The organism is Geovibrio sp. ADMFC3, from assembly GCF_054687035.1.
The window spans coordinates 1554823-1577537 of the sequence record NZ_BAAFZG010000002.1 but is presented as its reverse complement, the minus strand read 5'-3'; the positions used below and the strand labels follow the sequence as shown (position 1 = coordinate 1577537).

The 22715-nt window shown below is 46.3% G+C and carries 28 protein-coding genes; 7 read left to right on the top strand and 21 right to left on the bottom strand.

Translation table 11 applies throughout. The features are described from left to right. Positions 1–12 precede the first annotated feature (12 nt). From ACYRYY_RS07940 to ACYRYY_RS07930, 3 genes are read right to left on the bottom strand one after another with little or no spacing between them, the layout of a single operon-like run. Positions 13–330, bottom strand: coding sequence for a nucleotidyltransferase family protein (locus tag ACYRYY_RS07940; RefSeq protein ID WP_460215072.1), 318 nt, complete (start codon positions 328–330; stop codon positions 13–15). 7 nt (positions 331–337) lie between these two features. Then, on the bottom strand, positions 338–1690 hold the full coding sequence (locus ACYRYY_RS07935) for an NAD(P)/FAD-dependent oxidoreductase (RefSeq protein WP_460215071.1): 1353 nt from the start codon (positions 1688–1690) through the stop codon (positions 338–340). 4 nt (positions 1691–1694) lie between these two features. Next, positions 1695–2183, bottom strand: a complete 489-nt coding sequence (locus ACYRYY_RS07930; protein WP_460215070.1) for a metallophosphoesterase family protein — start codon at positions 2181–2183, stop codon at positions 1695–1697. Positions 2184–2254: 71 nt separating this feature from the next. On the opposite strand from ACYRYY_RS07930, the gene ACYRYY_RS07925 reads away from it, so the two are divergent. The 4 genes from ACYRYY_RS07925 to coaE are packed head-to-tail and all read left to right on the top strand — an operon-like array spanning position 2255 to position 5023. Further along, the gene (locus tag ACYRYY_RS07925) at positions 2255–3439 is read left to right on the top strand and encodes a tRNA nucleotidyltransferase/poly(A) polymerase family protein (protein WP_460215069.1); all 1185 of its coding nucleotides are present in this window, start codon (positions 2255–2257) and stop codon (positions 3437–3439) included. Further along, positions 3405–4163 (top strand): fumarylacetoacetate hydrolase family protein, encoded by a 759-nt coding sequence (locus ACYRYY_RS07920; RefSeq protein WP_460215068.1) that lies wholly within the window; start codon positions 3405–3407, stop codon positions 4161–4163. The genes ACYRYY_RS07925 and ACYRYY_RS07920 overlap by 35 nt, the downstream gene beginning before the upstream one ends. After that, positions 4129–4401: a YkgJ family cysteine cluster protein gene (locus ACYRYY_RS07915; RefSeq protein ID WP_460215067.1), complete on the top strand. Its 273-nt coding sequence runs from the start codon at positions 4129–4131 to the stop codon at positions 4399–4401. The genes ACYRYY_RS07920 and ACYRYY_RS07915 overlap by 35 nt, the downstream gene beginning before the upstream one ends. Before the next feature lies 1 nt (position 4402). Continuing rightward, positions 4403–5023: a dephospho-CoA kinase gene (gene coaE / locus ACYRYY_RS07910; RefSeq protein ID WP_460215066.1), complete on the top strand. Its 621-nt coding sequence runs from the start codon at positions 4403–4405 to the stop codon at positions 5021–5023. A 448-nt stretch (positions 5024–5471) separates the two neighbouring features. Here the strand turns inward: coaE and ACYRYY_RS07905 are convergent, their stop codons facing one another. The 10 genes from ACYRYY_RS07905 to ACYRYY_RS07860 all read right to left on the bottom strand — a co-directional run bounded on the left by ACYRYY_RS07905 (position 5472) and on the right by ACYRYY_RS07860 (position 13017). Further along, entirely contained in the window at positions 5472–7094 is a 1623-nt protein-coding gene (locus tag ACYRYY_RS07905) for a LysM peptidoglycan-binding domain-containing protein (RefSeq protein WP_460215065.1), read from the bottom strand. Positions 7095–7187: 93 nt separating this feature from the next. Continuing rightward, on the bottom strand, positions 7188–7964 hold the full coding sequence (locus tag ACYRYY_RS07900) for a glycosyltransferase family 2 protein (protein WP_460215064.1): 777 nt from the start codon (positions 7962–7964) through the stop codon (positions 7188–7190). Further along, on the bottom strand, positions 7961–8416 hold the full coding sequence (locus tag ACYRYY_RS07895; RefSeq protein WP_460215063.1) for an Lrp/AsnC family transcriptional regulator: 456 nt from the start codon (positions 8414–8416) through the stop codon (positions 7961–7963). Before ACYRYY_RS07895 ends, ACYRYY_RS07900 begins: the two co-directional genes overlap by 4 nt. Before the next feature lie 3 nt (positions 8417–8419). Beyond that, positions 8420–9082: an endonuclease III domain-containing protein gene (locus ACYRYY_RS07890; RefSeq protein WP_460215062.1), complete on the bottom strand. Its 663-nt coding sequence runs from the start codon at positions 9080–9082 to the stop codon at positions 8420–8422. A 13-nt stretch (positions 9083–9095) separates the two neighbouring features. Next, a complete protein-coding gene (locus tag ACYRYY_RS07885; RefSeq protein ID WP_460215061.1) occupies positions 9096–9347 on the bottom strand; it encodes a hypothetical protein in 252 nt (83 codons plus the stop codon). Positions 9348–9409: 62 nt separating this feature from the next. Then, on the bottom strand, positions 9410–10555 hold the full coding sequence (locus tag ACYRYY_RS07880; protein WP_460215060.1) for an MFS transporter: 1146 nt from the start codon (positions 10553–10555) through the stop codon (positions 9410–9412). Position 10556: 1 nt separating this feature from the next. After that, on the bottom strand, positions 10557–11708 hold the full coding sequence (locus tag ACYRYY_RS07875) for a cysteine desulfurase family protein (RefSeq protein WP_460215059.1): 1152 nt from the start codon (positions 11706–11708) through the stop codon (positions 10557–10559). Continuing rightward, positions 11686–12123 (bottom strand): RrF2 family transcriptional regulator, encoded by a 438-nt coding sequence (locus ACYRYY_RS07870; protein WP_460215058.1) that lies wholly within the window; start codon positions 12121–12123, stop codon positions 11686–11688. Before ACYRYY_RS07870 ends, ACYRYY_RS07875 begins: the two co-directional genes overlap by 23 nt. Continuing rightward, positions 12107–12775, bottom strand: coding sequence for a serine O-acetyltransferase (gene cysE / locus ACYRYY_RS07865; RefSeq protein WP_460215057.1), 669 nt, complete (start codon positions 12773–12775; stop codon positions 12107–12109). The genes ACYRYY_RS07870 and cysE overlap by 17 nt, the downstream gene beginning before the upstream one ends. A 74-nt stretch (positions 12776–12849) precedes the next feature. Continuing rightward, complete coding sequence (locus ACYRYY_RS07860; RefSeq protein WP_460215056.1) at positions 12850–13017, bottom strand: DUF362 domain-containing protein; 168 nt, start codon at positions 13015–13017, stop codon at positions 12850–12852. A gap of 193 nt (positions 13018–13210) precedes the next feature. Between ACYRYY_RS07860 and ACYRYY_RS07855 the strand changes: the two genes are divergently transcribed. Then, the gene (locus tag ACYRYY_RS07855; protein ID WP_460215055.1) at positions 13211–13555 is read left to right on the top strand and encodes a hypothetical protein; all 345 of its coding nucleotides are present in this window, start codon (positions 13211–13213) and stop codon (positions 13553–13555) included. Next, positions 13556–14095, top strand: a complete 540-nt coding sequence (locus ACYRYY_RS07850; RefSeq protein WP_460215054.1) for an NUDIX hydrolase — start codon at positions 13556–13558, stop codon at positions 14093–14095. A gap of 6 nt (positions 14096–14101) precedes the next feature. Here ACYRYY_RS07850 and ACYRYY_RS07845 read toward each other — a convergent pair whose 3' ends face one another. From ACYRYY_RS07845 to pap, 5 genes are read right to left on the bottom strand one after another with little or no spacing between them, the layout of a single operon-like run. Further along, positions 14102–14395: a hypothetical protein gene (locus ACYRYY_RS07845; RefSeq protein WP_460215053.1), complete on the bottom strand. Its 294-nt coding sequence runs from the start codon at positions 14393–14395 to the stop codon at positions 14102–14104. After that, positions 14389–15468, bottom strand: coding sequence for a radical SAM family heme chaperone HemW (hemW, locus tag ACYRYY_RS07840; protein ID WP_460215052.1), 1080 nt, complete (start codon positions 15466–15468; stop codon positions 14389–14391). The genes ACYRYY_RS07845 and hemW overlap by 7 nt, the downstream gene beginning before the upstream one ends. Beyond that, on the bottom strand, positions 15465–16529 hold the full coding sequence (locus tag ACYRYY_RS07835) for a glycosyltransferase family 4 protein (protein ID WP_460215051.1): 1065 nt from the start codon (positions 16527–16529) through the stop codon (positions 15465–15467). The genes hemW and ACYRYY_RS07835 overlap by 4 nt, the downstream gene beginning before the upstream one ends. Continuing rightward, on the bottom strand, positions 16526–17353 hold the full coding sequence (locus ACYRYY_RS07830) for a mechanosensitive ion channel family protein (RefSeq protein ID WP_460215050.1): 828 nt from the start codon (positions 17351–17353) through the stop codon (positions 16526–16528). Before ACYRYY_RS07830 ends, ACYRYY_RS07835 begins: the two co-directional genes overlap by 4 nt. Then, entirely contained in the window at positions 17350–18810 is a 1461-nt protein-coding gene (gene pap / locus ACYRYY_RS07825) for a polyphosphate:AMP phosphotransferase (RefSeq protein ID WP_460215049.1), read from the bottom strand. The genes ACYRYY_RS07830 and pap overlap by 4 nt, the downstream gene beginning before the upstream one ends. A gap of 105 nt (positions 18811–18915) precedes the next feature. Between pap and ACYRYY_RS07820 the strand changes: the two genes are divergently transcribed. Continuing rightward, a complete protein-coding gene (locus ACYRYY_RS07820; RefSeq protein ID WP_460215048.1) occupies positions 18916–19605 on the top strand; it encodes an aspartate/glutamate racemase family protein in 690 nt (229 codons plus the stop codon). Between the two features lie 37 nt (positions 19606–19642). Here the strand turns inward: ACYRYY_RS07820 and ACYRYY_RS07815 are convergent, their stop codons facing one another. The 3 genes from ACYRYY_RS07815 to ACYRYY_RS07805 are packed head-to-tail and all read right to left on the bottom strand — an operon-like array spanning position 19643 to position 22712. Then, positions 19643–20872 (bottom strand): LL-diaminopimelate aminotransferase, encoded by a 1230-nt coding sequence (locus tag ACYRYY_RS07815; RefSeq protein ID WP_460215047.1) that lies wholly within the window; start codon positions 20870–20872, stop codon positions 19643–19645. 13 nt (positions 20873–20885) lie between these two features. Then, positions 20886–21821, bottom strand: coding sequence for a cation diffusion facilitator family transporter (locus ACYRYY_RS07810; protein WP_460215046.1), 936 nt, complete (start codon positions 21819–21821; stop codon positions 20886–20888). After that, positions 21822–22712, bottom strand: coding sequence for a DUF2232 domain-containing protein (locus ACYRYY_RS07805; protein ID WP_460215045.1), 891 nt, complete (start codon positions 22710–22712; stop codon positions 21822–21824). It abuts the gene before it with no gap. Between the last annotated feature and the right edge of the window lie 3 nt (positions 22713–22715).

Here is a 22715-nt window from a genome sequence, read left to right as displayed (position 1 = left end):
GCGGCATCCCCTCTAATCGACATATTTCATATCCTTCAGAATATATTTTATACCGACTTCGTTGAGCGAATTTTTTGCTATTAGATCTACTTTGTTATTAAGTTCTTTTTCAAGCTCTGAACGTATTTCCGCTATGCGGCTGAAAGCACCGAATCCGCCGTTGCGCACGGCAAACTCTTTAGGGTTTTCAACTTCATAAACAAGGTCAATATCACTTTCAGAAGTATCCTCGCCCCGTGCGGAACTGCCAGTGTAGCCTATTATTATGAAGCCCTCTTCTCTGTATTTTTTACGGAGAGCCTTCAGCCTGTTTAATGTTGCGGAGTCCATATCAGTTTTATTCTCCCAGTATATCCTTAGCGGCGATAAGCCCGGATACGGATGCCTGAATGATTCCTCTGGTCAGTCCTGCACCGTCGCCCACGCAGTAAAGGTTTTCCAGATTTGCAGAGCGCATTTTTCCGTCAACCTTGATCCTCACTGAATAGAACTTAACCTCCACGCCGTAAAGAAGGGTGTTGGGGTCGCTCATGCCGGGCATTACCGTATTCAGTCGTTCAATTGTTTCCGTGATGTCGCTTATATAGCGATAGGGAAGCACAAATGAAAGGTCGCCGGGCATTGCTCCGGGGAGTGTGGGGTGAACAAAGTTTTTCTCTATGCGTTTTTTGGTTGAGCGTCTGCCCCTTGTGAGGTCGCCGTAACGCTGAACAATAATATTATCTCCCCCTGCGAGCATATTTGCAAGGCGGGCTATGTATTCACCGTATTTAAGGGGTTCGTCAAAGGGCTCTGTAAACTTAGTGGAAACCAGAAGGGCAAAGTTGGTGTTGTCGCTCTTGCGGTTTTTGTAGCTGTGCCCGTTTACCGTGAGGAGGTTGTCTTTGTTGCGCTCTATTGCCACAAACCCGCCGGGATTTACGCAGAAAGTACGCACTTCATCCTCAAACCCGTTGGTGTAATATTTGATCTTAAATTCATAGAGCTGGTTGGTGAAATGATCAGTAACGGAGCGGGGAACTTCCACCCTTACGCCAATATCAACAGGGTTAAGGTCATAGCTCAGAGAATATTTGCGTACAATTTCCTGCATCCAGCTATTTCCGCTTCTGCCAACAGCGGCGATTATTTTATCGTATTCACGTTCAACAGTTTCTCCGTTTTCCACTGTGCGCAGTCCGGTTACTTTGTCGCCGTCAACTATAAGGTCGGTGATTTCACTGTTGCAGCGGATATTTATGTGCGGAGCCTGCTCAAACATCTCATACATTTTACGGATGAAGAGAAGGCAGTTGTCAGTGCCGAGGTGGCGTATCTTAGCGGGATAGAGCTTAAGGTTCTGTCTGCTGCATGAATACTCAAGGTCTTTCACTGCTTCGTAATTGCTTTTTGAATCAAGCTCCAGTACACCGCTGACATTTTTCCATATATCGTCAGCTTCCTCAATGAGGACTTCAAGCTCTTTTTCGCTCATGTAGTCTGTCAGCCAGCCGCCATATTCCGTTGTGAGGGTGAGCTTCCCGTCGGAATATGTGCCTGCCCCGCCGAAGCCGGACATAACCTCATTACGCTGTCTGTTATGTATGTTGTTCCCTTTTTCGTAAAGATCTACCTGAATTCCCGTTTCCTTAAGGAAATGATAAGCAGCGGTAATGCCCGCACTGCCTGCGCCTATTATGGCTATACGCATTGTATTACTCCTGAATCTGTTTTATCTCCGCTCTGAACCTGCCGTTTTCTATGAACAGGAGAGCGTATGTGCCCTGCGGCTGGTATCTGTTTGCCGTTGGGCTTCCCGGATTGAGAAAATAGACATCACCTATTTTTCCCCAGAAGGGCTTGTGGGTATGTCCGTATATTATTATATCCGCCCCGTCAAATTCGTAAAGGAGTCTGTTTTCCAACCCGAAGGGACTTCCGTCGCCGTGCATCAGCCCGACAGTTATTCCGCCGAATATAAGCTGTCTCTTGGTGGGAAGAAGTTCTTCCGCTACCATGCTGTCCATGTTTCCTTTCACTGCGTAGGTTGATGGGTTGATTTTTTTGAGTTCATTAACGAGTCCAAGACCGATAATATCACCGGCATGAAGCACGGCATCCGCTCCCTTTGCCTCGTTCAGAACTGCGGCGGGGAGTTTTTCTATTGAATCGGAGTGGGTATCGGATATAATTAAAATTCTCATACGGGTATAAGTTTATTTTACTTATTACCCTTTCGTCAATAAATAACGGCTTGTCCGTTCGGGAAGGAACTTTGCTTTTTCTGAAAGAATTAAATAAACTGCCGTTCGTGAATAAGATTATTCAGACTGCCGCAGAAAGCGGAGCGGAGATCTATTTTGTGGGCGGCTGCGTGCGTGACATCCTCCTTGAAAGAAAGGTTAAGGATGTGGATATGGTTCCGTTTGCAGCAGATTATGAAAAGCTCGCATTCAGGCTGGCAAACAGGCTGAAAGCCGCTGCCATAAAGTTTAAAGATAATGTACGGATTGCCAAAAACGGTGTGGAGTTTGACGTATCAGCCCCAAGAGGTGCTGATATTCATGAGGATCTATCCAAGAGAGACTTTACCATAAATAACCTTGCCCTTTCTTCTGACGGGGAGCTTATCGGCAGTGATGCGGACATAAAAGCAGGTCTGATCAGGATGGTGCATGAACATGTGTTTGATGACGATCCTTTGCGTGTTCTGAGGATGTACAGGTTTGCATCCCAGCTGGGTTTTGATATGGACCCTGAAACAGCGGAACTCTCCGCGGTTAAGGCACCATTGCTCAAGTCCGTTGCAGCGGAGCGTATTTTCTCTGAGATGCAGAAGCTTGCCGAAGGCGGATATTACAAAGGTGCGCTGAAAAGGCTGGTTGATGAAGGAATACTCCGCATTTTCGCTGAGACGTCTCAGGAAGAGGAAAAGCTTTTGCTTGATGCCCTCGGTGCGATGTCAGCGGATGATATACTCATTAAGGTCAGCGCATTTATTTACGGGTTCAGAAAAAACCCGTTAAAAGTCATGGACGGGCAATGCTACCCCGCCAAAATAGCAAAGCGTGCCGCCGGTGCCGCTTCGGCGTATGCTGAACTCTCCGCCCTGCCCGATCGGAGTGTGGATAACCTTGTAAAATATATCTATAATAATAAAGAAGAATGGCGCACGGCAGCGGATATGTTTGTTGCTGTAAGGGGTGAAATATCGCTTATGGATAAGCTCAATTCCGCATATGAGCTGATGCGTTTTGATAAAGAGAACATCGTGGACGGTAAATCTCTGTCGTTAATGGGTGTGCCTGCGGGCAGGCTTATGGGCGAGATAATAAAGGATGTATCCTTCCGCCTTGTCAGCGGCAAGCTAACAGACAGGGAAGATGCTGAAAAATATATAAAAAATACATACGGAGATCGGATAGATGAAGCTTCTAAGGTTCAGAACAGGAAAGGTTGAGAAGAAGGGTATCCTTACAGACGGAAAAATCAGGCGTATTCAGGGTTCGATGTTCGAGGATTTCGTTGTTACCACTGAGGAATATCTTCTTGAAGATGTTGAGATTCTGCCCCCTGTTCTGCCGTCTAAGATTGTCTGTGTGGCGAGGAACTATGCTGCACATGCGAAGGAACTGGGCAATGATGTACCCACAACTCCGTTGATATTTATTAAACCTTCCACATGCCTTGCTGCACACGAAGGGAATATTATTTATCCACGTTCTTCAAAGCAAGTTGACTATGAAGGCGAGCTGGCTGTTGTCATAGGCAAGCACTGCAAAAATGTTAAACCTGAAAAAGCAGAGGAGTTTATCCTCGGCTATACAGTTATGAATGATTTTACTGCAAGGGATATTCAGAAGGAAGAGAACAAGTTTACCCGTGCCAAGTGCTTTGACACATTCGCTCCCCTTGGTCCGGTGATCGAAACAGATATGGACTGGCGTGGAATCTCCGTAAAAACCAGAGTCAACGGGGAAACAAAGCAGGACGGAACAACAGATATGATGATTTTTGACATCCCTACGCTGATCTCATTCATTTCTGAAATCATGACCCTTCTCCCCGGTGATGTTATCGCCACCGGAACCCCTCCCGGAGTTGGAGCGGTTAAGGTTGGTGATGTGGTAGAGGTTGAGGTGGAGAATATTGGCATTCTCCGGAATTATGTGCGGGAAGCCTGATAAACCGGAAATAAAATGCCTCATGTGCGGGGCTTGCTGCATTGCGTTTGACATAAGCGAGCTTGGCAAAAAAGCCGGAGAGCCTTGTGTTCATCTGACGAATGGTAAGCAATGCGGCATATATGAGAACAGACCGTGGGGTTGTTCGGGCTATAAGCCTGATGAACTGTGCGTTTTGTTCTCAAGCCTCACCGAAGAGGACAGGGTGAGGCTTATGCGGAAGATATACGGGGTTTGAAATGTATCTCGGACTGACAGGAAATATCGCAGGCGGAAAAAGCACAGCAGCAAAGATGTTTGAGCGGCTGGGCTGTTATACCATTGACACCGATATCCTAAGCCGGAGGGTTATGGCTAAGGAAGGGTTGGCATACCCTTTTGTTGTGGATTCTTTCGGTGTGGATGTGCTTGATAAAGAAGGTAATATCGACAGAGCTGTACTTCGTAAGGTGGTTTTTAATGACGATTCCGCCCGTAAAAGGCTGGAGGAGATAGTTCATCCGGCAATTCTGAAAACTGAAAGCAGGCTTGTCGGTGAGATAAAGGGCAAGGATGATAAGGCAATCATACTCACACAGGCGGCTCTTTGCGTAGAGACCGGTGTATACACAAGGTTTGACGGGCTGATTGTGGTTTACTGCGAACCGGAGGAACAGCTTAAGAGGCTTATGCTTCGTGATAATATCTCGAAAGAGGATGCAGAAAAGATAATCCGTACACAGATGCCGATAGATGAAAAAGTGAAGTACGCTGATTTTATTGTTAATAACTCAGGCACGCCTGAAGAAACCGAAAAAGACGTCAAAAGAGTTTATGACCTTATTGTATTAATGAAATCCGCTATGCGCCAGAAGTCTTAACAGTTACATGGATGTAACTGCGCCGTGCGCAGCGAAGCCGCATTGAATGCGGCGCGAGCGTGTATCAAAAATTTCCATGGAAGGTAAATTTTTGATTATAAAGACAAGGAATCCGCTATGCGCCAGAAGTCTTAACAGTTACATGGATGTACCTGCGCCGTGCGTAGCGAAGCCGCATTGAATGCGGCGCGAGCGTGTATCAAAAATTTCCATGGAAGGTAAATTTTTGATTATAAAGACAAGAAATCCGCTATGCGCCAGAAGTCTTAACAGTTACATGGATGTAACTGCGCCGTGCGCAGCGAAGCCGCATTGAATGCGGCGCGAACGTGTATCAAAAATTTCCATGGAAGGTAAATTTTTGATTATAAAGACAAGAAATCCGCCATGCGCCAGAAGTCTTAACAGTTACATGGATGTAACTGCGCCGTGCGCAGCGAAGCCGCATTTAATCAGTAATTATAAGCACTTTGCCCGGAAGGATCTGAGAGCCGGAGAGTTTGTTTGTTTTCTTGATAGCGTTTACGGTTGTTCCGTATTTCTGTGCTATAGCCCAGAGAGATTCGCCGCTTCTTACCACATGGCGTTTCTGTTTCGCAGCTGCTGCCGTGGTGTTGTACTTTTTATATGTATTAGTCTGGGCTACGTATCTTTTATCGCTTCTTTTATAATCCACAGACACAATGATATTCTGTCCGGGGCGGATTCTGCTCGGTTTGATTCCCTTGTTCATAGCCACAACTTCGTTAAGCCTCAGCCCGTACTTGCGTGCTATTACAGAAAGGTTTTCACCTTTTCTGACAACATGTACCTTGGGGTTGTAAGGCTTGAGTGACTTTGCGAATTCTCTGTCCACTGACGGATCGAAGTGTTTCTGAACAGGGATGAATATTGGAGTATTCATATAGAGCTTTGCGTGCCTTAATCCGTTTGAGGCTTTAAGATTGCTAAGGCTCACATTGTATTTTCTTGCGATATTATCAAGGCTTTCACCTTTCTTCGCATAGTAGATTTTATACATCAGAAGTTCATCCTGAGACATCTTCGCCATCTGAACAGAGAGGCTTTCGCCTGTTCCGTAGGGGACTCTTATTGAATAAGAATCTGCGGGAGGTGTCACAGGGGTTTTGAGTTCGGGGTTGAGATCCTTCAGCACATCGTAGCTTGTTCCGGCCAGCTTGGCTATAACGTAGAGATTCACCTGCCTGTCCACAGTGACACGGTCAAAAATCAGAGGAGTTTCCACCGGGGTCTCAAAGCCGTATTCCTGATAGTTGCAGAATATATGACGAAGTGCCAGATACTTAGGCACATAGTCTTTGGTCTCTCTTTTCAGGTAGCTGTATCTGGAGAGCGTATAGAAGTCTCTTGATTCGTACATTCTGATGGCACGAATTATTTTTCCCATGCCTGCATTATAGGCTGCAAGGGCAAGGTGCCAGTCGCCTAAATCTTCATATAAATCACGTAGATGCCTTGCTGCTGCGGTTGTTGCTTTTTCAAAGTCTCTGCGTTCGTCCACCCAGAAGTTGTCGTCAAGGTTATAGATCTTGCCTGTGCCTTTCATGAACTGCCACATGCCGCTTGCACCGGCACGGGAAATCGCTGTGGCGTTGAATCCGCTTTCGGTGAAGGGGAGATAAGCAAGCTCATCGGGCACGCCTTCCCTGCGGAGGATGTCTTTAACTATATATAAGTATTTGTTTGATCTGTTAAGCCAGTTCTGGAAAACATTTGGGATGTCTTTTGTGAAACGCCTGACGTAATACTCGTATCTGTCTTCTTCAACGAGAGGGATTACATCATAGACATAACGGGCCTGTACAATATCATCAAAATGAAATTCAGGCTTTGAGGGGAGAAGAGCGTAATTAAGCTCTCTCTTCGATATTTCATCAGTGAGGAATACCGGAGAGAAGGCTTCAAAAGCCATGGTGTCAGGGGTTTCCTGAACTTCGGACTCTTCCGCAGCCGAAGGCTCCTGCACAAGAGAGGAATACTTCGGACCGGGCTTGCCCGCACACGACACTACAAAAAGAACTGCTGGGATAATTGCTAAATATTTTTTCATAAAATTCAATTACTTCTTTAATGATAAGGTCATCGTCTTCTTTAGCTTTTTATACAGGTTTAATTTAAAATAGCAAGAAATTAGTTTAAACCCCTACCTGTCTTTAATGAGCCCCGATTTAACAATTTGTTCTTTTCTTTTTATCTCTTCCAGAGCGGTACTCATGTATTGTTCCGATAACTTTTTGAAACTATTGGTGAATTTTTTTAGTGATTCAAGCCGTATAGACTCTATATGGCTGATCGAGGTGCTTAACTGATCGTTTGTTATTGATCTTTTTATGATACATTTTTTTTCAATGTAGCTTACGTTATATAGCGCTGCAATCCGCAGAAACAGATCATAGTCCTCGCATACACGCATGCTTTCATCAAACATTCCGGCTTCATCAAACACCTCTTTTGCGATAATCACAGAGGAGTCGCTTATTCTGCATATGTCCAGAATCTTAGGGAAGATGTCTCCTCCGTAGCGGGTGTGTTTTTTGCTCTGGTTTATGAAGCGGTCTGTTTTGTACCAGAATTCGTTTGTATGACAGACTTTTGACTGCTCTTTTTCCATTATTTCGAGCTGATGTCTGATTTTAAATGGAAGCCAGACGTCATCCGAGTCAAGGAAGGCTATATAATCTCCCTGTGCTGCTTTTATGCCTTCGTTTCTGGCACGGCTCACGCCCATGTTTTTCTCAAGGCGGATAAAGCGGATAATGTTCAGGTAAGGTTTGAGGAGGGGTCTAAGGTCGGTTTCCGAGCCGTCATCCACAACGATGATCTCAATCTCTCCGGAATCCTGAAACAGAACGGATTCCACTGCGTCTTTCAGCGTTTCCGTTCTGTTATAGACAGGTATGACTGCGGTAACTTTTCTCAAAGCATCCTTGAGCGGTCGAGTATGGTTGAGAATACAAGAATTGTATTAGTTTTGGTTACACCGGGTGTGTTTCGGAGTTTTTTGATAAGTGTGCTGAGGGAGTCGGTATTCTTCACAATAACTTTGATAAGCATAGTGTATTCACCGGTAACATGATGACAGCCGATTATTTCCTTTCCGAGTTTCTTGAGGTGATGCTCAAAGTCGGCGATATTGTCGGCGTTGTCTATGAAAATGCCGATGAAGGCAAGTATGTCATAGCCGAGTTTTTTATAGTTTATCTGGGTTGTGTAGCCTGTGATAATTCCTTCGGATTCAAGCCACTTGATACGCTCAATAACGGAAGGTGATTTCATCCCCACTGTTTTTGCTATATCCGCATAGGAAATGCGTGAGTTTTCAGCGAGAAGGTTCAGTATCTGTACATCAGTTTCATCAATACGGTGCGCCACGGCTTACCTCCTTGTAGTGACGCCGACTTTAGCACAACATTCAGAAAGCCTGCAAGCAGAACAAAATGGAGACACCGGGCGGCATACGTATTTGCCGTAAGTAACCATCATTTCGTTCAGTTTAATCCAGTATTTCTGAGGGAGCGTTTTTCTAAGCTCCGTCTCTGTTTTGTCGGGGTCTTTGGTGTTCAGGTATCCCAGCCTGTTGAAAATCCTGTGAACATGTATATCCACGCAGACTGCGGGTATCTGAAAGCCTTCCACAAGCACAAGGTTGGCGGTTTTTCTCCCCACCCCTTTCAGCCTGACAAGCTCATCAATATCCGCAGGGACACTGCCTGCGTATTTCTCTATGAGTATAGCACTTATATCTTTAATTGTTTTTGTTTTGTTCCGGTAGAATCCGGCGGGATAAATAAGTTTTTCCATTGTTTCCGTGTCCAGCTCAAGGATCTTCTGCGGAGTGTCAGCCACGCTGAACAGCCTGTCAGATGCAGCTATTGTCACTTCATCCTTGGTGCGCAGAGATATGATTGTGCTGACAAGAACACGGAAAGGGTCACGCTTTTTTTCCGCTATTGCGGTTACAGAAGGTTTTTCAAGCTTTTCGTACTCTTCTTCCAGAATATTATAAACAAGGTCTATATCCAGTTTGTTTTTTTCCAATCTGTTTTCCCCGTTAATCAGCGCTTTCTATAGCTTCACGGACTTTCGGACTGATGTAGACATCAGTAAGATCAAACTTCTTCACTGCTTCAGCTATTACTGCGGTTTTGTAATGAGGGTCTGCGGAGCGGTCGATAATTATCATGAACTGCTCTCCTTTTCGGCAGAGACCTCCCCTTGCCTTGGTTCTTTCATACCGCACCTTAATGTTAAGTTTGGCGGCAAGTTCCTCAAGTTCTTTCAGCAGGGTGTTGGTTTTGCTCATGCAGCTTATCCGTTCTCCTTAGAATCTGAGGATATTATATCCCATTCGGGATTTACTGCAACTTATCTATCTGTTTTCATAAATATTAAGGGAACCATGGAGACTGCGCACACCGCTGCTGTTGCGGCAAATACTCCAGTGCTGCCGCTGAGGTCGTATGCTACACCTGATATAAATGAACCGCCAACGGAGCCCAGACCGAACCCCAGACCGGAGTATATGCTTTGAGCCTTAAGCTGTTTATCGGCGCCGAAAACCCTGCGGAAGTATGTCAGAGCCGCCACATGGAATGAACCGTAGCTGAAGCCGTGGAACATATTTGCTATGAAAAGAATTGTCAGGGAAGGGCTGAACGCCGTGAGAATATAACGTATAACTGACATAAAAACTGAAAAAAGCATTACCTGCTTTGCGCTGTATGTCTTAAGCACACTGTCAGTAAAATAAAGCAAAAGTACCTCGCACATTACACCCGCTGCCCACATATATCCTGCTAAGGTTTGTGAACCGCCAACCTCGCTGACTTTTATATTAAAGAAGTTGCCGTGGAAAGCGTTGGATGAAAGATATGCAATCAGCATAATTGTCATCAGCACTGTGTTCCGGTCAAGGAGGATAGCTTTCGCTTTTTTGTGGAGCTTAGACCAATGCTCAAGGCGCATCATACCCACCGGAACAGTACATAGCAGCCCAAGTAGCGTGAACTGAATAATAAATGCCGAAGCGCCGAAGCGGTCTATTACAAAGCCTGAAACCACAGCCGAAATGGTGAAGCCGATAGAGCCGAACATTCTCATACGTCCGTAGGGTGTTCCGTACTGCTCAGAGAATCCCATGGCAGCGTTTTCTATGACAGGGATAATACCTACTCTGAAGAATGCAAAGAGTATAAGGCAGATAAATGCTGCTGAAAAACTTTCAAGAAAAAACAACGGAAGCAGGGAGAGTGACGAAAGCGCCGCAGCCAAGCGCACAAAGGAGGTTTTCCATGTTTGCCTGCTGTATGTTTCCGTCCAGAGAGAGGTGGCAAGAAACTTCATTACCGGGAACACCGCAAGCAGTATGCCTATCTCTGTTCCTGAGAAGTTTCGTGATTTAAAGAAATATCCTGCGTAAGGGAACATGCTCCCCAGTGTGGAAAAGTGGAGAAAGTAGAAGGTTATTAAGCCGGCACGGATCATGCGCCGGCTTTCAGCCTTTATATTCACATCAGCCCAGAGGTGACATAGCCCTGAGTTTGTTTGCGCTTGTGCAGATCATTTCAACAGCCTGCTTAACTTCCTCTTCGGTGGTGAACCTGCCGAAGCTGAAGCGGAGTGAGCCGTGCATGTCCACAGGGTCAGCATTCATGGCATACAAAACATGGGAGGCGTCCACACTGTCTGACGTGCATGCGCTGCCTGTGGAGCAGCATACCTCGCTGGCGTAGACCATCAGCGCCTCACCCTCTATGTATCTGAAAGCTATGTTTGATATGCAGCATACTCTTTCTGCTCCGCCGCCGTTCACATATGTGTCCGGTACACGGGCAAGAATTTCCTGCTCAAACATATCACGGAATCTGCGTATTCTTTTTACTTCTTCTTCGCCTTCGGCTTCAAGAAGCTCTATGGCTTTTGCTATAGCGGCTATATTTGCCACATTTTCCGTTCCGGCACGGAGTCCGTATTCCTGACTTCCGCCGCATACTATGGGGATTATGAGATCTTTGAGGTTTTCATCAATGTAAAGTACGCCGATTCCTTTGGGAGCATTGAACTTGTGTCCCGAAAAGCTCATCAGGTGTACGCCAAGTTCGCTGACATCTGTGGAGAGTTTGCCAACAGCCTGAACAGCGTCTGTGTGGACAATTATCCCTTTCTCTCTTGCGATGGCGGCTATCTCTTTAACAGGCTGGACAGTGCCGACTTCGTTATTAACCAGCATCACGGAAACAAGAATTGTGTCCGGTCTGATTGCTTTTCTGAAGTCATCAACTGAGATTACGCCGTCTTTGTTTACCGGCAGGAAGGTTACGTCAAATCCGTTTTTCTGCAAGGATTTGCATGTCTCCAGAACAGCCTTGTGTTCTATTGATGTTGTGATTATATGCTTGCCTTTATGCTTCATCGCCTCAGCCATGCCTTTAATGGCGAGGTTGTCGGATGCTGTTCCGCTTGCGGTGAAAACAATTTCATGTGGTTCGCATTTGATATAGGAGGCAACAACGGCTCTGGCGTTTTCAACGTCTTCCCGCACTTCTCTACCGAGAACGTGGATGCTGGATGGGTTGGCGTATTTTTCCGTGAGAAACGGAATCATAGCCTCGAAAACCCGCCTGTCCACAGGGGTCGTTGCGCTATAATCCAGATAAATGGGCATTTTTTCCTCCGAGTGCGTGCTTCTTTAAGTCTTCTATAGTAATATTTTCAAGGTAATTATCAACATTTTTTTTGAGTCCGAGCCACAGCCAGTTGATGGCACATGTGCTGAACTTGGAGCAGTCTTCTCCGTCTGTGCAGTCAACAGGGCTTATGGGTCCGTCCATTGCGATCACGACATCTTTAACGCTTATGCCTGCGGCATCCCGTGAGAGCATGTATCCGCCGCCAGCACCTCTTGAACCTACGACAATATTGTATTTTTTAAGCTGGATGAAGATCTGTTCAAGGTATTTCCGTGAAATAGTCTCCATTTGGGCGATCTGCGTCAATGCGACCGGCTCTTTGTCTCCGCCCAGAACAACAAGGGCATAAATTGCCCTGATAGCGTATCTGCTTTTAGTCGTAATTTTCATGTTCTTTCAGCCTTTTTCTTAGCTCCTGAATCTCTTTCTCAAGCTCAACAACCCTCGCAACCACGCAACTGATTGCTTTTGCCACGGGGTCTGGCAGCTTGTCATGATCCAGCGCACTGATGTTATCGTCCTTCTGCTGACCTACAGCTCTTCCGGGAACTCCCACCACTGTGGCGTTGGGCGGAACTTCCTTCACAACTACTGAATTTGAACCGATTTTGGCGTTTTCACCAACAGTAAAAGGCCCTAAAACCTTTGAGCCTGAACCAACTATAACATTATTTTGCAAAGTAGGGTGTCTTTTTTCTTTCTTGAGACTAACTCCACCTAAAGTTACTCCCTGATATATAGTTACGTCATCTCCGATCTCGGCTGTCTCGCCTATTACCACACCCATTCCGTGGTCAATAAAGAAGCGTCTGCCTATGGTTGCTCCGGGATGGATTTCGATACCCGTGAAGAATCGGCCTATGTGCGAGGTAAACCTGCCGAGGAAAAAAAGCTTCTTGCGCCAGAACCAATTTGCAACACGGTAAAAAAGCATGGCGTGAAAGCCCGGATAACAGAAAATTACCTCTGCGACGCTGCGCACGGCAGGGTCACGCTGATATATTGTTTTTATTTCGTCCTTGAGATATTGAAATACGTTCATATCCTACTCCGGGTGTAGTATTCTATATTAAAATAAAAGCCCCGTTTTGCGGGGCAATTATTAGCACTGGTTAATTATGCCTCGATTGCGTCAACAGGGCAGACTTCTACACATGCACCACAGTCAGTGCAGGCATCAGCGTCGATAACTCTTGCGTCATCGCTTTCAGAGATAGCGTTTACGGGACATTCGTCTTCGCAAACACCGCAGTTTGTACAGGCGTCAGTAATTTTGTGAGCCATGTCACACCTCCAATATTATTTTCCGAACATATGATCTTGCCTCTGGGCTGTCAATACAAAAATGACAGTTAGAAACACCTTACTTTAGGGGGTTTCAGAAGAAAAATGAAAACACGTTGAATTATTGTGCAAAAGCATATACTAAATAAGCAGGTCAACGACTTAAAATCTAATGTTAAGGTACGGTGCAGGAATGGAAAATATCAAATTTGTCAAGCTGGTAAGCGGTGATACATGCATAGGGATAAAAGACGATGAAAAGAACATCCTTAAGGATGTTGCCGTTGTTCAGGCTGTGCCTATGGGTGGTTCAGGCATCCAGATAGCAATTCTCCCTTTCGGGTTTCCTTACGAAGACGAAATAGGCGGAGAAATCGGCTGGGACAAGGTTATGTATGTTTACGCTGAATTCCCTGAAGACATCAAAAACAAATATATCGAGGCCAAAAGCGGAATCCGCATGGCGGGCGGCGGCGGAATCGGCGGTTTGGGCGGCGCTGCTCCCAAAGGCAGAAGCGACAGCGGGATCATTATTTAAATGAAAAGCCGTTGGCGGTATATTAAAACTGAGAAAAAATATGCCGACCGTGTTCTCTCTGTGGAACACAGGCATTATCACTTTGACGGTGCCGGGGCTTCCATGCCCTTCACCGTTGTAAATATCAAAAACTGGGTGATAACCGTACCCGTGGCAGATTCCGGAAAGCTTGTTCTGGTGCGTCAGTTTCGTGTGGGCACAGACAGCGTGACCTATGAGTTCCCCGGGGGTGCTGTGGATGACGGAGAGGTTACTGCAGACGCCGCACTGCGTGAGCTTGCAGAAGAGACCGGCTACAGTTCTCTGTCTGCAAAAAGCCTTGGTATAATGCACCCCAACCCGGCTTTTATGACCAACACCTGCCACTGCTTCCTTGCGGAAAACTGTGTGAACGGGGGCAGTATGAATCATGATCTTTTTGAAGAGACCGAACCTGTCGAATTTACACGGGAAGAGGTTCTGAAAATGGTACAGACCGGCGGGATAACCCACAGCATAACAATCGCCGCCATAGGCTTATGGCTGGTGGATCAGGGCTGATTTATCTTACCTGTTCAGGATGTTTGCTGAAACCTTATGACATTCTGAGCATTTGTCAAGGGGAGCGTGCCAGCCGTCTGCGGGCCACTGGTTATGGCAGTCAAAGCAGCGTGTGCCGCAGCCGTCGGCAGAAGCCATGGGCAGGAAAGTCTTTTTTTCTGAAGGTTCGTGGCACTGAATGCAGGTTTTAAGAGGCTGATGCTCTTTGCTGTTTGCAAGGTTCTGGTGACAGGTCATACAGTCTCCGGCGCAGCCGGCGTCAGCTTCTGATGCGGGGTAGAGCGCTGTCAGGGCTACCATAAAAATTCCGACACCGAATCCCCAAGCAATTCCCCTTTTTCTGTTAGGCGTATTTTTCCTTCTTTCCATTCTAAAAGACCCTCGCCGCAGAGGCGGTTTATTTTTTCTTCAAGCTCTGTATCTCTGCGGTTATAAAATGATGAAAGAGAGTTAATGTCAACCCCTTCCGCCATTCTTAAACCGAAAACCACAGATTCCTTAACAAGATCACTCTGTTCTGTAACAGAGGTTTCCACATAGCATGACGGATCAGAGAGATAAATGTTCACATCTTTCGCTTTTCCCTTATGAATCCGTTTTGCGCTATAGTTCTCAAGAGACCATGCTGATGCCCCTATTCCGGTGAAATCCCCAAGCTTCCAGTAGTTTATGTTGTGCCTGCTTTCGTGTCCTTTTCCGGAGAAGTTTGATATTTCATATTTGGTGTAGCCTTTGGACTGTAAAAAGTGCTTAACCTCAAGAAACATGCTGTCAGGCACTTCGCCCTTTTCCGCCAGATAGCCGGTGTCAAAGGAGTATGAGTATGCGGATATGTGATCAGGGTTAAGAGATGTTATCTCCTCCATGCTTTTGCGTGCTGTTTCCTGCTGTGTGTCCGGAATATCGAATATGAGATCAAGGTTGATTCCTGCTTCAGGCAGGTGCTTTCTTGCCAGATCATAAGCGGTGAATACCGCTCTTCGGTCATGCAGCCTGCCCAGAAGCTTTAATACCGCATCATCCGTACTCTGGCACCCCATGCTCAATCTGTTTATCCCGTGTGCGGCGGCGGTTTTAAGGAAACCTTCGCTAATAGATTCCGGATTTGCCTCTACGGTGAATTCGCCGGATACCGATACTCTTTTCAGAAGCTTCCCCAGAAAACTATCCAGCAGCGCATACGGTACGGCACTGGGTGTGCCGCCGCCGATATAGGCTGTATCGAATGCTGTTTTCCCTGTTGAGGCAAGGTCTTCCAGGAGAGCGTCGGAATATCTGCCGATAAGCCCATCATCAAAGGAATCCAGAGACATGAATCCGCAGTAATGGCATTTACGCCGGCAGAACGGGAGGTGGATGTATAGTCCGCTCATTTCAACAGTTCGGTATAGTAATCGATATAAGAAAGAACCATCTTTTCGGCGGAGAATCCGTAAGCTTTTTTCAGGGCATTTTCAGCCATTTTCATGCGCAGAGGTTCATCTTCCAGAAGTTTGGCATATGCTTCGGAGAGTGCCTTATCATCGGCAACATCGCAAAGGAATCCCGTCTCGCCGTCTTCCACAAGTTCAGGTATTCCGCCCGCTCTTGTCGCCACTGTAGGCAGAGATGAATTCATGGCGTCAATGATCGATGTGCATAGTCCTTCCTTTGTTGAAGTCATTGTGAAGATGTCCATCAGGGAGAGCATTTCGGTTATATGCGGACTGAAACCTGTGAATACAACCTTCTCCCTGCATTTCAGGGTATTTGCAAAATCTTTTATCTCCTGAAACATAGGACCGTCACCCACGGCAAGGAGAATGGTGTCGCTGCGTGTTTCACATAATTTATCAAATGCCTTTAAAAGCGTGGGGTAGTCCTTATGTTCTGAAATATTCGCAACAGTGCCTATGACTTTTTTTCCGTTTGGGTTGTATCTCTTTGCAAATTCAGATGCCAGTTCCGCATTAAGCTTTTTCGGTTTATCTGAACCGCTGTAGATAAGTCCTATCTTTGACTTGTCAATTCCGCTTGAGGCAATTGTTTCCCGTATAGCCTTGCTTATCGCCACAAGATTGATCCGGCTGCTTCTGTATTTGTTGAAGAGCTTCTTCTTCAGAGGGAAATCAACCCTGCGGGTATGGACAAGCCTGAATGAGCTGTTAAGCCATGAAGCGGCAATGCAAGGGGTAAGGGAGTGGCTGTCGTGGGAGTGGACAATGTCCGGCTTAAACTGTTTTATTATTTTAAGCAGGCGGAATATGTAAACAGGATCTGCTTCGCTGCGGAAATTCAGCGGGGTGGTGTTCTCCGCCCTTTTCTGAAGCTCTCCGCCTTTGGCACAGACCATAAGGCTGTGGTGTCCTCTGTCTGCGAGACCCTGATGGAGGAAGAAGGCCTGTCTCTGCCCTCCTCTCCATTCTTTACCTGTGTCAACGTGCAGAATTCTCAAGCTTTATCATCCATCTTAAAGCAGTGAACATCCATCTGCGGAAAGGGGATTTCTATGCCTGCTGCGGTGAGATTATTTTTGATGTTTTCAAGGAGGTCGGCCTTGGTGCCCCACCAGTCGGCAGTTTCAACCCATGAGCGGGCAAAAAGGTTAACAGAGCTGTCCGCAAGCTCAAGAACACCTGCCGCAGGAGCGGGATCCTTAAGCACTTTTTCATGTGCGGTCATCGTCTCAAGCATTATGTCTTTTGCCTTCTTTATGTCACTGCCGTAGCTTATGCCTATAACAAGGGGAATCATCCTTGTTCCCTGAAGAGAGAAGTTTGTTATTGTTCCGCCCATAACGCTGGAGTTAGGGATCATTATCGTAAGGTTATCAAAGGTTTTGAGTATTGTCTGAAATACCTGAATGGTCAGCACTGAGCCTGTCTGCCCTGCTAAAGTCACCACATCGCCGACTTTGAAAGGACGGAGCATAACTATAAGCACCCCAGCGCCGAAGTTTGCAACCTGATCCTTTAATGAAAGACCAACAGCCAGACCTGCGGCACCCATAACGGCAACAAGTGAAGTTGTCTGCACGCCGAGGGCGTTGAGAGATGCGATAATTACCACTGCAAACAGCAGAGCGTATATAACATTTTTAAGGAAACCTGCAAGGGTTTCGTCCATATGGGTTTTTGTCATTGCCCTCTGGGCGAGTTTTGCCAGCATTCTGGCAAGAAATTTACCTATATAAAAGATCAGGATAGCAGCAACGAACCTTAAGGCATAATCCGCTGCGTGTGCTGTGACCTGGTCAATTATTCTTTCGTAATCTATCATAGTTTTTCCTCCATTGCTCCGCACATAGTCTCAAGTATTTTAAGCCGTGCGTATTTCTTATCATTCCCGGCTATGAGATTCCACGGAGCATGTCCCGTACTTGTACGGGCGATCATTTCATTCGCCGCTTCCTCATACATATCCCATTTTTCTCTGTTGCGCCAGTCTTCGTCGGTTATTTTATACTGTTTCCACGCAAGTTTTTCCCTTTCTTTAAATCTCTTTAGCTGTTCCTCCTGATTTATATGCACCCAGAATTTCACAAGGATAATTCCGCTTTCGGTGAGGTGTTCTTCAAACTCATTTATCTCCTCAAAGGAGCGGGCCCATTCGTTTTCTGCGGCAAATTTTTCAACACGCTCAACAAGAACACGCCCGTACCACGAACGGTCATACATAGTGATGAACCCTGCGGAGGGGATATGCCGCCAGAAACGCCAGAGATAATGATGCGCCTTTTCCTCATCAGTGGGTGCCGCCACGGAGATAACGCTTGCAAGGCGTATGTCAGTGCCCTGAACAATGCGGCGGATTGCGCTTCCCTTGCCTGCGGCGTCCCACCCTTCAAATACGGCTATGACGGAACGTTTTTTGTTGTATGCCTTCCACGCCATCGCATTAAGACGCTCCTGCAGTTCAGGGAGTTTCTTTTTATAGTCTTCGTATTCCGCTGTCAGAGACAGATCCACCTTTGATAAAACAGGCGGAGCTATGCCCACTGCTCTTTTTTCCGCTTTATGTTTTGCTCCTATGGAGGCGACCGCTGCCTCAAGGGTTTCCACAATTATACGCAGGGCTTTTAGTGTACGGTGGCGCTTATCGTCCGCCTCTATGAGATGCCAGCGTGCCTTGGAATGATCAGTGAGCCGTATGCCTCTCTCTGCTGCTTTCACAATGGCGTCATACTTTTCCCTGTGCCACATGGCACGTTCCACAATTTCCCCTTTACCGAACTTTTTCTTAAGTTCGTCTGTTTTTTTCTTTGAGGTTTTTTTGCTCAGATGAAACCAGAACTTTACAAATACTGCTCCGTCATCCGCCAGAGAGGATTCAAAAGCAGCCGCCCTTTTCATGCGTCTTTCATATTCTGCGGATTCTATATTTCCCTTGGCAGCTTCCAGCATTTCTCCTGAATACCACGCACCGAAAAAGAAGCCGATGTGCCCTCTGTACGGAAGACTCATCCAGTATTTCCAGTAAAGAGGTTTGCTTTTTTCCTCTCCGTTTTCCTGCCAGAAGGTTTTTATTATAACGTTACGGAGGTCCATAAGTCCGCCGAGGTAGTTCATCAGTTCGCCTTTGCCGGCTCCGTCCATTCCGTTTAGTATGATTACCAGAGGTCCGTGATATTTTGAAAAGGCAGTCTGTGCCTGTATCAGCCTTGTCCGCAGTTCGGGCAGGGCATCGTCAAATTCTTTTTTGCTGACTTTTTGTCCCAATTCCACCGCTTCAAACATCGTTACCCCCTTTTTGAGATTATAATCCAAAAAACTTCTGGTATGATTATAAAATCCACAATGAATCCGAATTTCCGGGTAACTAATACATTAATATGGTGATATATGAGGACAGCAGGTCTTATAGGCGGAATGAGCTGGGAATCCACAGCCTTGTACTACAGATACATTAATGAAGGAATAAAAAATGCCCTCGGCGGTCTGCATTCGGCAAAGATGCTGATAAGCAGTGTTGATTTTGACGAGGTTGCGCTGCTTCAGAAAAGAGGCGAATGGAAGAAGGGCGCAGAAATGATGATTGATGAGGCGCTTAAGCTCAAAAGAGCCGGTGCGGATTTCATAATGATCTGCACCAATACTATGCACATTTCGGCGGATGAGGTTGAAAATGCTCTGGATGTACCCCTCTTGAGGATTACCGATTCCGCAGCGTCAGCCGCTCTGGCTTCCGGTGTGAAAAAAGCGGGACTTCTGGGAACGGCATTTACAATGGAACGTGATTTTTACAAGGGGCGTATGGAAAAGCTCGGACTTAAAATTATTGTTCCGGATGAGAAGGACAGGCAGTTCGTGCATAATGTTATATATAATGAGCTGTGCCTCGGTGACTTCAGGGTTCAATCCCGCATGAAATACTCAGAGATTATAGGCAGACTCCGGACAGAGGGTGCGGAAGGGGTTATCCTCGGCTGTACAGAGATTCCTCTTCTGGTTCATCAGAAGGACAGCCCGCTGAAGCTTTTTGACACCACAAAGATTCACGCCGAAGCGGCAGTTAAGATGATGCTGCAATAAAAAAAGGCTCCCCGAAGGGAGCCTTGTGTTTTAGTTGTCAGAAAACGAACTTGTCTTCGCCGAGGCGTCTGTCGATTTCGTTAATGATTCTTTCTTCCTCTTCGGGAGTGTCCGCTATGAAAGTGACAGTGAAGCGGAGGAAGTTGCCTGCATCATCCCACGGTACGGAGCTGATGTATTTCTCCCTTATCATATAGTCGCAGAACTGCTCGCCGCTTTCAAACTTTTTACCGGAAGCTGTTCCCTTGGGGATCTCAAAATACAGATAGAATGTTCCCTTGGGCTCGTTCACAAAGAAGCCGTGCTTGCGGAGAACCGCTGCGAGGGCTTTAAGTCTGCGGGCATATTTAGACTTGATTCTTTCTATGAGAGCGGTGTTTTCCAAAGCGAATGCAGCAGCTTTCTGTATCGGGATAAACTGACCGGAGTCATTGTTATCTTTAACAGTGGCGAAGGCTTTTACAAGGTGAGGGTTACCGCAAACGAATGCCATCCTCCAGCCTGTCATGTTGTATGACTTGCTGAGTGAGTGGATTTCGATTCCCACTTCCTTCGCCCCGGGGACGCTGAGGAAGGAGGGCTGGTCTTCACCGTAGGTAAGTTCTATGTATGCCGCATCGGAGATTACGGCTATATCATTCTTTTTAGCAAACTCAACAACCTTTTCGTAGAAGGAAACAGGGGCAAGTGCGCCTGTGGGGTTGTTGGGATAGTTGAGGTAAAGGAACTTCGCTCTTTTAAGTATATCCGCAGGGATAGAATCCAGATCGGGGAGGAAGTTGTTCTCTTTTGTGAGTTTAAGGTTGTAAACTTCTCCGCCGAGATATTTGGTGATTGTGCCGGAAACAGGGTATCCGGGAACAGTCATCAGCGCAACATCACCCGGGTTGATAAGGCAGAGAGGAACAAATGCCAGAGCAGGCTTTGAACCAATGCTGTGATTGATTTCAGTGTTGGGATCAATATCAACGTCGAAACGTTTTTTCATGTATTTCGCTGCGGCGTCCTTAAATTCCTGAATGCCGTTATCAGAGTAAAACCTGTTTTCTCTTTTCTGTGCTTCCCTGCAAAGGGTTTCCACAACAGAGGCATCAGCCATTTCATCAGGTTCGCCGACACCCATGTCGATAAGCTCGATATTGGGATTAGCTTCAACAGCGGCTCTTTTTGCCCTTTTGATCTTCTCAAATTTGTAGATGGTGGTGTCCTTGCCGAACATCTTTCCGCCGAGGCGGTCAGCAATCATGTTTTCCATGAAAATACTCATTAATACCCCCAGATTATTTGTTTTTAAGTCTGTTTATTTCATTTTTGATTTCTGTATCGCAAAGTGCGCAGATTTTGTGCGTGCATTCACCTTCGCACGGCTCAATATGTATCTGAACATCAGCACCGTTTAAAGTTTCTGAAATATCATTTTCAATCATATCTGCAATCATATGTGCATCTTCCACAGACAAGTGCCTGTTTACCTGAACATGCAGATCCGCAAACTTTTCTGCTCCGGCTTTACGGGTGCGGAGCTTATGCCAGCCGACTATAACACAATCATAAGCCTCAAGTACACCGCGGATTTTAACCAGCTCATCCTCGTCCAGAGCCTTGTCCACAAGGTCTTCGGACACCTCTTTCCCCAGCACAAGGGCAGAGTATACAGTCTTTAATGCTATCAGAACAGATATGAACGGGTCAATGGCATTTATACCTGTAACTTTAACAAGCACCAGACCCAGAAGTACACCGCCGCCGGTGAGAAGGTCTATCTCATAATGAAGGGACTCTGTTTTCAGAATGGAGGAGTTTTCCTTCTTTGCAACTTTTCTGAGGAGTATTACAAGCATAAAGGTGACAGCAAGGGAGAACAGCATGACCCATATGCCGCCCTCTATGCTCTTTACTGCTCTGCCGCTTTCAAAACGGACGTAAGCCTCATAGAGAATGTAAAGACCGGAAAGGGTTATCACACCTGCCTGAATAAGGGATGCGAGGGATTCAAATTTAGCGTGTCCGTATCTGTGGTCCTTATCAGGCGGCTGTTCGGACTGCTTTATGGCAAAGTAGTTTACTGTGGATGAACCCACGTCCAGTATTGAGTCCACTGCCGATGCCAGAACAGATACCGAACCTGTGGCAGCGCCGCCTATAAGCTTAACAACTGCGAGAACAAATGCGGTATTTACAGAAATGAGAGTTGCGTATTTTTTGTTGGGCAGCATTTAGCCTTCCGTACTCTCCTGCTTTGGTTTGCCGAAAAAGTTGAACCAGATAGTGAACAGTCCCACCATGGCGAGTGCAAGCATAAGCGGAGGCTCGGAGAAAATTATAATATAGATGATAGCCTTGAAAATGCCTGCCAGCTTGAACCTGTGTACCCAATGACGCAGAACCTCAAACCCCTGAATGAAATACAGTCCGGCGAAAACAAGCAGGGTGTTGAACGCCACTGAGCGCATATACACATCTTTTGTGAAAAAGAAGGCAAGCCCTGCGAGCATCACCCATACAAGGTTATCCGGCAGGCGGAAAATCTCATGCGGATATTTTTTTATTTTGTAAAAGAACGTTTTGGTAAAGTATGCCACAAGCACTGAAGTAAGGAAGATAAGCCCCGGAAAAATCAGCACAAGTGAGAGCGCCGCCAGATCCATATTCTTCTCCACCACAGCCGCATAAGCCGCCGCTCCGGTGTCGGGTGCATCTTTAGCTGCTTTTACAAGGGTTTCAAGAATATTTATAACATTTTCAATGAGGGATTCCCGCACACTCTCTGAGAAGAAAACCAGAACAGATGACACCACAAAAGCAGGGATCGGGGAGGCTGCAACGGGAAGCCAGTTTGAATCAGGCATGTTCTGGAAGCGGTTGATCATGTACGCGGTGAACATTACGGTTATTACATAATATACGCTTAAATATGGTTCAAAAGCGGCGCAAAGCGCAATAACAGCAAGAAGCAGAATGTCCGACTTTTTTTCTCTGGCAGGCTCAGAGAAGTAAAGCAGGAGGAGCAATGGCGAAAACGGGATGAACAGTCCCCCTATTCTGGGGAAAAAAAGAACCGCTGCAAAAAGAATCAGGCTTGCCGCCGGAAGATAAAAAACTCTCATATA

Excerpts from the sequence above, each read along its gene's own strand:
- ACYRYY_RS07830 (WP_460215050.1), bottom strand. The coding sequence starts at position 17,353 with ATGATAGATTACGAAAGAATAATTGACCAGGTCACAGCACACGCAGCG.
- ACYRYY_RS07820 (WP_460215048.1), top strand. The coding sequence starts at position 18,916 with ATGAGGACAGCAGGTCTTATAGGCGGAATGAGCTGGGAATCCACAGCC.
- ACYRYY_RS07940 (WP_460215072.1), bottom strand. The coding sequence starts at position 330 with ATGGACTCCGCAACATTAAACAGGCTGAAGGCTCTCCGTAAAAAATAC.
- cysE (WP_460215057.1), bottom strand. The coding sequence starts at position 12,775 with ATGAACGTATTTCAATATCTCAAGGACGAAATAAAAACAATATATCAG.
- ACYRYY_RS07810 (WP_460215046.1), bottom strand. The coding sequence starts at position 21,821 with ATGCTGCCCAACAAAAAATACGCAACTCTCATTTCTGTAAATACCGCA.
- ACYRYY_RS07875 (WP_460215059.1), bottom strand. The coding sequence starts at position 11,708 with ATGCCCATTTATCTGGATTATAGCGCAACGACCCCTGTGGACAGGCGG.
- ACYRYY_RS07920 (WP_460215068.1), top strand. The coding sequence starts at position 3,405 with ATGAAGCTTCTAAGGTTCAGAACAGGAAAGGTTGAGAAGAAGGGTATC.
- ACYRYY_RS07870 (WP_460215058.1), bottom strand. The coding sequence starts at position 12,123 with ATGAAAATTACGACTAAAAGCAGATACGCTATCAGGGCAATTTATGCC.
- ACYRYY_RS07850 (WP_460215054.1), top strand. The coding sequence starts at position 13,556 with ATGAAAAGCCGTTGGCGGTATATTAAAACTGAGAAAAAATATGCCGAC.
- ACYRYY_RS07855 (WP_460215055.1), top strand. The coding sequence starts at position 13,211 with ATGGAAAATATCAAATTTGTCAAGCTGGTAAGCGGTGATACATGCATA.
- ACYRYY_RS07885 (WP_460215061.1), bottom strand. The coding sequence starts at position 9,347 with ATGAGCAAAACCAACACCCTGCTGAAAGAACTTGAGGAACTTGCCGCC.
- ACYRYY_RS07815 (WP_460215047.1), bottom strand. The coding sequence starts at position 20,872 with ATGAGTATTTTCATGGAAAACATGATTGCTGACCGCCTCGGCGGAAAG.
- ACYRYY_RS07845 (WP_460215053.1), bottom strand. The coding sequence starts at position 14,395 with ATGGTAGCCCTGACAGCGCTCTACCCCGCATCAGAAGCTGACGCCGGC.
- ACYRYY_RS07905 (WP_460215065.1), bottom strand. The coding sequence starts at position 7,094 with ATGAAAAAATATTTAGCAATTATCCCAGCAGTTCTTTTTGTAGTGTCG.
- hemW (WP_460215052.1), bottom strand. The coding sequence starts at position 15,468 with ATGAGCGGACTATACATCCACCTCCCGTTCTGCCGGCGTAAATGCCAT.
- ACYRYY_RS07860 (WP_460215056.1), bottom strand. The coding sequence starts at position 13,017 with ATGGCTCACAAAATTACTGACGCCTGTACAAACTGCGGTGTTTGCGAA.
- coaE (WP_460215066.1), top strand. The coding sequence starts at position 4,403 with ATGTATCTCGGACTGACAGGAAATATCGCAGGCGGAAAAAGCACAGCA.
- ACYRYY_RS07935 (WP_460215071.1), bottom strand. The coding sequence starts at position 1,690 with ATGCGTATAGCCATAATAGGCGCAGGCAGTGCGGGCATTACCGCTGCT.
- ACYRYY_RS07805 (WP_460215045.1), bottom strand. The coding sequence starts at position 22,712 with ATGAGAGTTTTTTATCTTCCGGCGGCAAGCCTGATTCTTTTTGCAGCG.
- ACYRYY_RS07930 (WP_460215070.1), bottom strand. The coding sequence starts at position 2,183 with ATGAGAATTTTAATTATATCCGATACCCACTCCGATTCAATAGAAAAA.
- pap (WP_460215049.1), bottom strand. The coding sequence starts at position 18,810 with ATGTTTGAAGCGGTGGAATTGGGACAAAAAGTCAGCAAAAAAGAATTT.